The sequence below is a fragment of the Chitinophagales bacterium genome (genome assembly GCA_019638515.1).
Classification (GTDB): domain Bacteria; phylum Bacteroidota; class Bacteroidia; order Chitinophagales; family LD1; genus UBA7692.
Map to the genome: position 1 here is coordinate 133,974 of JAHBTS010000003.1, position 11,703 is coordinate 145,676.

Annotated in this window: 5 protein-coding genes; 2 read left to right on the forward strand and 3 right to left on the reverse strand. The window is 42.3% G+C overall.

Translation table 11 applies throughout. The features are described from left to right. The first annotated feature begins 63 nt into the window (after positions 1-63). Positions 64-897, forward strand: coding sequence for an N-acetylglucosamine kinase (locus tag KF872_07230; GenBank protein ID MBX2903334.1), 834 nt, complete (start codon positions 64-66; stop codon positions 895-897). Positions 898-903: 6 nt separating this feature from the next. Here the strand turns inward: KF872_07230 and KF872_07235 are convergent, their stop codons facing one another. Together KF872_07235 and KF872_07240 are read right to left on the reverse strand one after the other, a co-directional pair. Beyond that, complete coding sequence (locus KF872_07235) at positions 904-6,762, reverse strand: gliding motility-associated C-terminal domain-containing protein (protein MBX2903335.1); 5,859 nt, start codon at positions 6,760-6,762, stop codon at positions 904-906. A 4-nt stretch (positions 6,763-6,766) separates the two neighbouring features. Continuing rightward, positions 6,767-7,051: a hypothetical protein gene (locus KF872_07240; protein ID MBX2903336.1), complete on the reverse strand. Its 285-nt coding sequence runs from the start codon at positions 7,049-7,051 to the stop codon at positions 6,767-6,769. A gap of 237 nt (positions 7,052-7,288) precedes the next feature. On the opposite strand from KF872_07240, the gene mfd reads away from it, so the two are divergent. Beyond that, positions 7,289-10,684, forward strand: coding sequence for a transcription-repair coupling factor (gene mfd / locus KF872_07245; protein MBX2903337.1), 3,396 nt, complete (start codon positions 7,289-7,291; stop codon positions 10,682-10,684). A 64-nt stretch (positions 10,685-10,748) separates the two neighbouring features. On the opposite strand, the gene trxB is transcribed toward mfd, so the two are convergent. Next, positions 10,749-11,693, reverse strand: coding sequence for a thioredoxin-disulfide reductase (gene trxB / locus KF872_07250; GenBank protein ID MBX2903338.1), 945 nt, complete (start codon positions 11,691-11,693; stop codon positions 10,749-10,751). Positions 11,694-11,703: the final 10 nt, after the last annotated feature.

The following is an 11,703-nucleotide window of genomic DNA, read 5'->3' on the forward strand; positions in this document are numbered from 1 at the left end:
TTACTTAAAGCTTTGTAACAAGATAAACTAAACTCCTATTATTATTGCTCCAAACATAAACACATGATACTTTGCGCAGATAGCGGATCTACTAAAACTCAATGGCTTACCCAAACCAAACAACTTATTGAAACCATAGGTTTTAATCCGCAGTTTCATACCACAGAAAGCATACATACAGCATTGCAAGAAAGCAATGACTTACTGCAAATTTGCGCACAAGTAACAAAAGTATTTTTCTATGGTGCCGGATGCAGCAGCCAAAGCAGAAATGCCATTGTAGCCAATGCGCTTCGCACTTTTTTTCCTTCGGCCGAAATTGTGATAGATCACGATTTAAAAGCAGCTGCTTATGCCACATTTAGCAACGAACCTTGTATTAGTTGTATTATTGGCACAGGCTCCAACTCTTGCTATTTCGATGGAAAAACAATTACTGAAAATGTACCTGCTCTTGGCTATGTATTAGGCGATGAAGGCAGCGGTAGTTGGTTTGGAAAAGAACTGCTGAAACAATATCTATACCATTTACTGCCTCCCAAAACCACCCGTCTGCTTCAAGAAAAATATGGCGTAGAAAAAGAAACCGTTTTCCAAAGAGTATATCGCGAACCGCATGCCAATGTTTACTTGGCATCGTTTGCAAAAGCACTATCGGAATCGGAAGATGAAGCATACATAAGCGAATTAGTAAAACAAGGATTTTCGCAGTTTTTTAAATATCACGTAGCCTGCTATCCTAACTACCAACAAGTGCCTATTCACTTTGTTGGCTCATTAGCTTTTCATTTTAAAAATGAACTGCAGGAGGTAGCCAATACCTTCAATGCACAATTAGGAACGGTAGATAAAGCACCTGTTTACCAACTCTTACATTACCATTTAAAAAATGGGTGAAAAACCTTAGCGAACTAAGGTTACAGTACCCTTGCGCAATGTTTCTTTTCCATCTAGATACACCACTTGCAACACATAGGTGTAAGTATCAGGATTTTGCATTACGCCCTTGTAAGAACCATCCCAAGATTCGTATTGGTTGGTAGATTCAAAAACTTTTTCGCCCCAGCGGTTAAAAATTTTAAGCCTAAAATCTCCTATGCCAAAGCCAAAAATTTCAAACTTATCGTTGGCACCATCGCCATTGGGCGAAAATAAGTTCGGCACAAAAAGTTCAAGGTTATTATCAATTTGTATCCGCACCGATGAAGAAGCAAAACAGCCTTTATTGTAATAAATAGTTAGCCGATACTCATTATCTCTATATGGCTGCGCAACCGGATTGTAGCAATCTATACAACTCAATCCCGTAGAAGGCGACCACATATAGGCAGTAATGGCATTTTCGGGATATGGCTTTAAGTATCCTGCCAACTGTATGGTATTACCCAGCAAAATAGTGGTGTCATCGGGTACAATATCCACACTGGCAGGCAGTGGTTCCGGCACTTCAATCATAAAAGTAGTATCGCAACCAAAATTATTTACGGCATAAATTTTATGCATGCCTGCATTTAAATTTTCAAATACTCCAGTGCTAGAAAAAGTGGCACCATCATCTAACTTAAACTGGTATGGCGCATTAAAAGCCGTTAGCCCCATCACCCGAATTCTTCCATCTTTATATTCGCTACCATAGCAAGAAGTAGAATCGGCATAGGCAGCATACACATCTACTTCGGGTGCCCCCACATTTACCAAAGTACTTGCAGTACAGTTATTGGCATCGGTAACAATTACAGAATACGAAGCAGGAATTAAATTGAACGCAGAATCGCCATTTACAGGAATTACAGAAGAACCATTGGTATATGCAAAAGAATATGGTGTAGTACCACCAATTGCCGACATGGCAATTTTGCCATCGCCCGTGCCCACACACGATTCCGGAATACCAACTGCCGATGCTTGCAACAAACCGGGTTGGCTTACCACATTGCTAAACGTGGTAGAGCATCCGTTTGCATCGGTAACGGTACACGCATAGGCATTTGCAATAAGGTTGGTGATTACCTGCGTTGCTGCGCCATTATCCCAGCTAAAGGTGTATGGAGGTGTTCCTCCCGATGGATTAGCATCAATACTTCCATCGCTTCCCAAAAAGCAACGTACATTGGTAACAAATGGATTGGTAACTACCGGCACAGGCTCTGTTACCGTGGCAGTTGCTGTTTGTGTACATTGGTTGCCATCGGTAACGGTTACTGTATAAACTGTATTGGCAGAAAGATTAGAAGCGGTATCTGTAGCGCTTCCATTGCTCCACATATACGTGTAATTACCCACACCGCCAACTGCCGTAACATATACTTTTCCATCGCTGCCACCACCGCAAGTAACATTATTTGCCACCTGCGTTTGTAATTGAATGGCAGTTGGTTCAGTAAGAACGAAATTATCGCTTATGGTACACCCTTTACCATCTGTTACTACCACAGAATAATTCCCTGCCGGAATATTGCTCTGCGAAGATTGGTTAGGTAAAGTACCACCCCAATTATAGCTATAACTGGGAGTTCCACCACTTACGCTTACGGCAATAGAGCCCGTGGCAGCACCATGGCAAAGGATATTTACTACAGTAGCAGGTTGTGTAAATACCAACTGCGTTGGTTCCGCTACCGTGTAGCTGCCGGTTACGGTACAGTTCTTAGAATCGGTGGCAGTTACCTGATAAGTTCCTGCTGTTAGGTTTCCGTTTAGTGCGTTCGTATTAGAAGCATTATTGCTCCATGTAAAACTATAGGTAGGCGTTCCTCCATTTGGGTTAGCCGTAATACTTCCATTGTTTCCTCCAAAACAACTTACATCTACAATGGTTGGTTGGTTTAAAACCAATTGGGCAGGCTCAACGATATTAAAGGTTGCTGTTCCCGTACAACCACTTTGGTTGGTAGCAGTAACCGTATAAGCCCCTATTGGTAAACCCGTAATAGTGGCACCACTACCGCCATTACTCCATGCATAAGTATATGGCACAGCAGCTGGTGTGGCATTAGCCGTAATTTGGCCATCGCTGCCGCCAAAGCAACTTACATCGGTTACTACACCTGTAACTGTTACTTGCTGCGGCTGTGTTACCACTGCCGAATCTATGGCTGTGCAAAGACTATCGTCCGTTACAGTAACGCGATATGTTCCTGCAGCTACACCCGAAATTTGATTGGTGCTGCCGGCAACGCTCCATTGGTAAGAATATGGCGGCAAACCTCCGGTAGGGTTAGCAGTAACGCTGCCATCGGTTCCACCAAAGCACGTTACATTAGTTATGGTAAAAGCATTAAAAGACATACCATTGGCTGGCTGGGTAAGTGTGTTGGTTTGCGTTGCAGTACAGCCATTTTGGTCGGTTACAGTGGTAGTATATGTACCTGCCGGAATATTATTGGCAGTAGTGCTGTTTAATCCTGCATTATGACTCCAACCATAAGTATAAGTACCCGTGCCGCCACTTACCGAAATAGTTACAAAACCATCGCTTCCGTTTCGGCAACGAATATTTTTAGTAGCTGCTGTTCCAAATGTAAGTGCAGTTGGCTCTGTAATAGAATAGCTTCCGGTAGCAGTACAATTATTGGCATCGGTAACTGTAAGTTGGTATGTACCTACCGTTAAATTTTGAATAGTATCGTTATTGGCATTAGCCGGATTCCATGTAAAACTATAGTTGGCAGTACCGCCATTTACAGCTACAGAAACCCAACCCGAATTACCGCCATTACATAATACATTACCGAGTGCTTGCTGAGCAACCGTAAGCTGAGTAGGCTGCGTTATAGTATAACTTCCCACTGCGGTACAACCTTTTGCATCGCTTACAGTAACAGTATAAGTACCTGCTGCCAAACCATTTTGCGAAGCTACATTGCCTGCACTATTACTCCATGTGTATGAATAAGTACCACTGCCTCCTGTGGCATTGGCTGCAACAGTACCATTTGCACCACCAAAACATGAAACATTAGTTCCCGATACTGCAACCGAAGGTGGATTGATAGTTACATTCACGGTATCTCTTGCTTGGCAACCGCTGCTGGTGGCAACTACAATATAAGGTGTGGTGCTTACCGGAGTGGCCAGTGGATTTGCAATGGCAGCATTATTTAATGTTCCTGCTGGCGACCAACTATAAGTAACAGGGCCTAAATTTCCGGTAACAGTTGTATTCAATTGTGCAGTTCCTCCCGGGCATATTATAGTATCGTTTCCTGCTTTTATTTTTAATGAAGTATCTACGGTAACTGTTACTACATCGGAACCTACACAACCTTTATTATACACGTTTATAGTATAAGATTGTGTGTAAACAGGGTTTGCAGTTGGGCTAAGTGCCGTTCTGTTAGATACCGCATTGATGCCCGTATTAGGCACCCACGAAAGCGAATCGTAACCTTGTGTGCCTTTAATAAAGTGTGTATTCGGACGCTGGGTGGAAGCTGTACCTCCGGTTATACCGCACTGCGATGTATTTGCCCCTGAATACACCACACTATTGTAGGCAGTGGGTGTTACGCGAGCCTTATTATTAGCATTTCCATTGGTGGTATTTGCCCAACATACATCTACAATAATATTGCTTTGCCCATCCCAATCAAAAAAGTTAGCGAGGTTATGCAGGTTTAATCCTGTTACTGGTGTATTTAGTGGCACATAACTTACAGGACCATAAACGGTTTGTAAACCAACATTAGAAAACTGATTCAAAACAGTATCGTTGGTACATGCCATCTTAATAGTAAATTGCTCCAACGATGCATTGCTATTAAACTGACCTATAAAAAAACCAACAGCCGTAATCCGCCCTCCGGTTCCCAATGCCGCTGCCAGCTCGTTTGCTCTATATAAATACTGGTTGCGTGTACTTTGAATAAAATTCCCATAAACCGTAGGTCCGGTCGTAGGATTACCACCTTGTAAACCGGTTGCAGTTCCAACATCTCCAATAACAGTGGTAGAGCCTGTTCCCAGTAAACTATTATTTACCCCACAGTTTTTAGGCTCAAGAATAAAACTCAAAACAGATTGCTCTCCCGGGCAAATTAAAGCCGGAGTAGCAATTGCCTTTACCGAAGGTCCTTGCCCAACCACACCAATCAATACAGTATCGGTGGCTGCACAACCTTGGCTGCTGCGTACTGTTACAGTATATCTAGTTGTAATATTGGGTGATGCAATTGGATTGGCAATAGTAGTATCATTTAAGGCTATTGGTGGCGACCAACGGTAAGTATAAGTTCCCGGCACAGAAGGCACTGCCGTAAGTCTGGTACTTTGGCTTCCACAAATAACGGTATCGCGCTGTGCATCTACAGTAAAATTAGCCGTAGCAACTGTAACACGACCTGTAGCTGTAGCACTGCACCCATTCAAATTATAGGTAACAGTGTAAGTGGTTGAAATAGCAGGCTGCACTGAAATACTTGCCGAAGATTGCCCGCCCGGAGTCCACGCATAAGTTCCTCCTGTTGCCGAAGGTGTGGCAGTAAGTGTGGCTTGTAATCCGCTTCCTGTACAAATAGTATCGTTGTTTACTGTTACGGTAGGCAATTCTTTTACCACTACTGTTTTGGTGGCTACGCTCACACATCCCGAAACGGAGGTTGCTGTTAACGAAACCAAGTAAGTTCCCGGAGTTGAATATGTTTTGGCAGGTGGTGTGGTAGCGGTAGAGCTGGTACCATCTCCAAAATTCCACACATAGGTAGAACCCTGAACACTGTTGTTTGTAAATGTAGTGGTTACACTATTGCAACCAACGGTATCTGAAAGTGCAAATCGTGCCAAAGGTGCCATTTCAAAAGTACTTCCGGTAAAATCGAAAGCAATGGTACAATTACTGTTGTTGGTATATTGATCAATATAAATTACATACGTATTACCTGCCGTAACCATAGAGCCACTACATATCTCTCCGGCTACAGTTCCCGGTGGAGAGGTGGTACATCCTGTATTATTGGCACCCACACCACCCTGCATACCTTGAGGCGAAGTAATAGATGGCGTAAAAAAAGTTCCGGTATAGTTGTAATTACACTTTACCAAAGTTCCCGGACATCCGTTGGTAATATCATATACAGACCAGTCGAATTCTGTTGTGTTTGGATTGGTAGTGCAAGTAGGTGTTATTCTCCAATTTAATAATCCGGAAACACCAACCGTAAACTTGTAAATAATTGGCCGTTGCAGTGGTTGGGCAAAGCATGGAGGCTGGAACCCATTGGAACCCGCACCAATAGCAGATGTAAAACTGTTTTTATTACAGAGCAACTCTGCAGTAGTGCAATCTTTTCCACCCACCGGAGGCTGCTGAATGGAATTTACACACACTTCAAAACCACCACCGCTATTTGAATTAGAAGAAACCGAAATATACACCGTTTTTCCGGGAGTAAATACCCAACTCAGCGATACACTTCCATTGGCAGTAAGTGATGAATCGCAAGTACTTATGGCACCTTCGCAAGAATCGGATCGCAACACCAATGCTAACCTTTGTGCTGCCGGTGTGCCTGTTGGGCTTACTGTAATTGTATTGTTTGAACCGGTTGCCACAAATGCAAACCAAACTTCGCTTGCACCTGAGCGTTCACAATTTACGGCATACACACCATCATCGGTGGCACCCGTTAGAGTACCATTCACACAAATACTTCCTCCCGAGGGAATTACTATGGGCGTTGCATTCACGCAATCATCGTTTGCGGGAGTTTGCGCACTTACAACGCTTACCAAGAACATTAACAATACACCAATTAGTAGTCTCATTTCACTATTTTCCTTTTTGCTCTTTTAATGTAAGTTGGGTAGCCGGATATATCACCAAACTAACTCCCTGAGATAACTCAACAATATTCTGTTTATCTGCCAATCGGTTCTTTTCAATAATCTCAGAAAGATTAGAAGGCACCTCGTATGCACGATGGTAGGTAACGATAGTAAAAGTACCTTTCAACTTTTCCAACTTGGCAGCCTCACTCAAAGATGCATTTTGCTCTTGTGCCACCAAATAGGTTGCACATAAAAACAACATCATTGCAAGTAGATTTCTTTTCATGTTTTTTCAATGCTTAAAGCGGGGCGTAATATCGGATAGATGAACGGTTTATACAAATGGTGGGTAAGCCACAGCCAATAATTTTCTGCACACTACCATTTTCTGCCGATTTTACGGGTCTTTTTTGAAAGAATTTAGAATAAAAACTATACTAAATTCTACATTTGCCTACAAATTTCAGCGCTTGCAGGTTTTGTATGAACACAGAGCCTATAAGCGCCTTTTGCGTTTTTAGCCATGAACAACATCCAGCATATTACAACCGCTTACCAGCAACACCCCACCATACAAAAAATTGCACAAGCACTCCAAACTTCCCAACCTTCCGATTTATTCTTAAAAGGACTGGTAGGCTCTATGGATGCTTTTGTTGCAGCAGGTATTTTCCATCACTCAAATGCAAACCATCTTTTTATTTTAAGTGAGAAAGAAGAAGCAGCCTACTTTCAAAATAACTTACAGACTCTTTTAGAAAAGAAAGATATTTTCTTCTTCCCCGATTCGTTTAAACGCCCCCAGCAATTAGATGAACTAAACAACAACAACGTATTGCTGCGCACCGAAACCATCAACCGAATTACCAACCCCAATAGCCGTGCAGAATTAATAGTAAGCTACCCCGAAGCTCTTTTCGAAAAAGTAGTAAAAGCCGAAGAACTTACCAAGCAAACACTCCACCTCAAAACAGGTGAAAAATTCGATGTGGACTTTGCCATAGACCTATTGGTAGAGTTTGAATTTGAAAGAGTTGATTTTGTATATGAACCGGGGCAATTTAGCATTAGAGGCGGCATTGTAGATATCTATTCTTTTGGAAACGAATTTCCTTACAGAATAGAACTGTTTGGAAACGATATAGAAAGCATTCGCACTTTCGACCCCATATCGCAACTATCGCAGAAAAAAATAGAAAGAGTAAGTATTGTTCCCAACATACAAACCCATTTTACCAACGAAAAGAAAACAGCCGTTTTCGAAGCACTTCCACCCAACACTATTGTTTGGATAAAAGATGTACAATCTGTTCTAAACATACTAAACACCCTCATGAATAAAGCAGAAACGCTGTTTCAAAAAGGTGTTTCGCAACTGCACGAAAAACATCCGCTGCGCGAAGGAAGCCCCGCAAAAGTATTCCTTTCCGAGGCCGATTTTCTCAACAACATCCGCCAATTTCACCTTATAGAATTTGGTCGAAATTCCTTCTTTAATGCCAAAGAAAAATTCGAGTTTCATGCTAAGCCACAACCCTCCTTCAACAAAAATTTCAACCTACTCATTAGCGATTTAAAAGCCAATGCCGAAGCGCCAATCACCAACTTTATTTTTGCAGAAAACCCCAAACAAATTGAGCGCTTCTATGCTATTTTTGACGACCTTAAAGCCAACGTTCCATTTACACCCATTTACAGCGGCATACACAGTGGGTTTATAGACGATGACCTAAAAATTGCTTGCTACACCGATCACCAAATCTTTAACCGATACCACAAATACAATCTGCGCCAAGGCTTTTCCGGAGACAAGGCCATGCTCATGAAAACCATTCGAGAGTTAAAACCGGGCGATTTTGTAACACATATAGACCACGGTGTGGGCGTATATTCCGGGCTTGAAAAGATTGAAATAAACGGGCAAGCACAAGAAACCGTTCGGCTTATTTATGCCGGAAACGATATTCTGTATGTGGGCATTCAATCACTTCACAAAATTTCTAAGTATATAGGCAAAGATGGCGACCCACCACGCGTAAACAAACTCGGCACCGATACCTGGGCAAACCTTAAGAAAAAAACAAAAAAGAAAATTAAAGAAATTGCCTTCGATCTCATTCAACTGTATGCCCGAAGAAAATCGGCAAAGGGCTTTCAATTTTCGCCCGATGGTTATTTACAAAACGAACTCGAAGCAAGCTTTATTTATGAGGATACTCCCGACCAAGCCAAAGCTACCGAAGATGTAAAACGCGATATGCAGGCACTTCACCCAATGGACAGATTGGTGTGTGGCGATGTGGGTTTCGGCAAAACAGAAGTGGCCATACGCGCAGCATTTAAAGCCGCCTGCGATGGAAAACAAGTTGCCGTACTCGTGCCCACCACCATTCTTGCATTGCAGCACTATAAAAACTTTAAAGAACGCTTAAGCGAATTTCCTATTGAAGTAGATTACCTCAACCGCTTTAAAACCGCAAAGGAAAAAACCGATACGCTAAAGCGGCTAGAAGAAGGCAAAACCAACATTATTATTGGCACACACGCACTGGTGGGCAAGCGCGTAAAATTCAAAGATTTAGGATTACTGGTAATTGACGAAGAGCAAAAATTTGGAGTAGGTGTAAAAGAAACGCTCAAAGAATTAAAATCAAACATAGACTCGCTTACCCTCACCGCCACGCCCATTCCGCGCACACTACAATTTAGCATGATGGGCGCACGCGACCTTAGCATCATAAACACACCACCTCCCAACAGGCAAGGCGTAGTTACCGAAGTGCATCCGCTCGACCCCGATATTATTCGCGAAGCTATGGAGCGCGAAATTTACCGTGGCGGACAAGTATTCTTTGTTCACAATAAGGTAAAAGACATTGCCGAAGTAAAACTGATGCTGCAAAAAATTGTACCCAATGTAGATATTGGCGTAGCACACGGGCAAATGGAAGGTGAGCAATTAGAAGAAGTAATTATGCGCTTCATAAACCGCGAGTTCGATGTATTGCTCAGCACCAATATTATTGAAAGCGGTATTGATATTCCCAATGCCAATACTATTATCATAAACAATGCCCACCAGTTTGGCTTGAGCGATTTGCACCAACTGCGTGGCAGGGTAGGCAGAAGCAATAAACAAGCATTTTGTTACCTGTTTTCGCCACCGCTCAGCACCCTTTCAAACGAATCTAAACAACGCCTAAAAACTATCGAAGAATTTAGTGAACTGGGTAGCGGCTTTAATATAGCCATGCGCGATTTAGATATACGAGGAGCAGGAAATTTATTGGGAGGTGAACAAAGTGGCTTTATTGCCGAAATTGGCATGGAAGTATATCAGAAAATACTAGACGAAGCTGTTCGTGAACTCAAAGAATCTGACTTTAAAGAGCTATACCAAGAAGAACTGGCACACTCCCGCGAATACACCCGCGACTGTGCCATAGAAACAGATTTAGAAATGCTTATTCCCGATAATTATGTAAAAAGTAATACCGAAAGAATGCTCCTATATCGCGAGCTAAACGAAGTAAAAGATGAATCGGGTTTAGAAAAATTTCGCGCGCAACTAAACGATCGTTTTGGAAAAGTACCACACCAAGTTTTAGAATTATTCAATGCCGTTAGAGTAAAATGGTTGGCAACACAATTAGGTATGGAGCGCATTATTCTAAAAAACAAACAACTTAAATGCTACTTTATAGAAAACCAAACAGCTGTATTCTACTCCTCAGATACCTTCTCTAAAATACTCACGTACGTGCAGCAGTTTAAAGGTGGCATGTACTTGCGCGAAACCGAAAAACACCTGGTGCTCACCGTAGAAAATATAGCTTCCATAAAGGTAGCCATGGAAAAGCTAACACACATACACCGATTTATTAGCGAAAAAGCGATAGAAACAGAAGATGTAAAATAGCAAAAAAGCGAGGCGGCTCCGGTACGGAGCCGCCTCGCTTTCATCGTTTTAATACTCTCTTTTTTTAATGCAACCCTTGTTCGCTCAACCAGCGCTCTGCTTCTAAAGCCGCCATACATCCGCTACCCGCAGCAGTTACTGCCTGCCTATATACTTTATCTTGAACATCGCCACATGCATATACTCCGGCTATTTTAGTTCTAGGAGTACCGCTCTGCGTAACAATATAACCTTGGTCATCGGTTTCAAGAAAATTGCTAAACACATCTGAGTTTGGTTTATGCCCAATGGCTACAAAAAATCCTTTAATTGGAATTTCAGTTGTTTCACCCGTTTTACTATTGCGAATACGCACGGCTTCTACTGCGCTTTCGCCAAGTATTTCATCGGTTTCGCTATTCCAATATACTTTAATATTGGGTGTTGCCAATACGCGATCTTGCATAATTTTAGAAGCGCGCATTTCATCTCTCCTTACAATCATGTGCACGGTAGTGCAAAGCTTAGAAAGGTATATTGCTTCTTCGCAAGCAGTATCGCCTGCTCCTACAATTGCCACTTCGGTATTTTTATAGAAAAATCCATCGCAAACGGCACAAGCACTTACTCCGCTGCCATTTAATCGCTGTTCGCTCGGTAAGCCAAGCCACTTTGCTTCAGCTCCGGTAGCAATAATTACACTGTGAGCTTCTATCAACTTTTCTCCATCTATCCATACTTTTTTGGGAGAAGTAGAAAAGTCCACCTTCGTAGCCATCCCAAAATTTATTTCAGTACCAAAGCGCTCTGCCTGCTGCTTAAAATCCTCCATCATTTCGGGACCTAAAATTCCTTTAGGATAACCCGGATAATTCTCTACATCAGTAGTATTCATCAATTGCCCACCTTGTTGCAAACCTGTGTACATTACGGGTCTTAAGTTAGCTCGAGCTGCATAGATAGCAGCAGTATAGCCTGCCGGCCCGGAGCCAATAATTAAACAGTTGATGGTGTTAGTTTCGTTGCTCATATTCTATGGT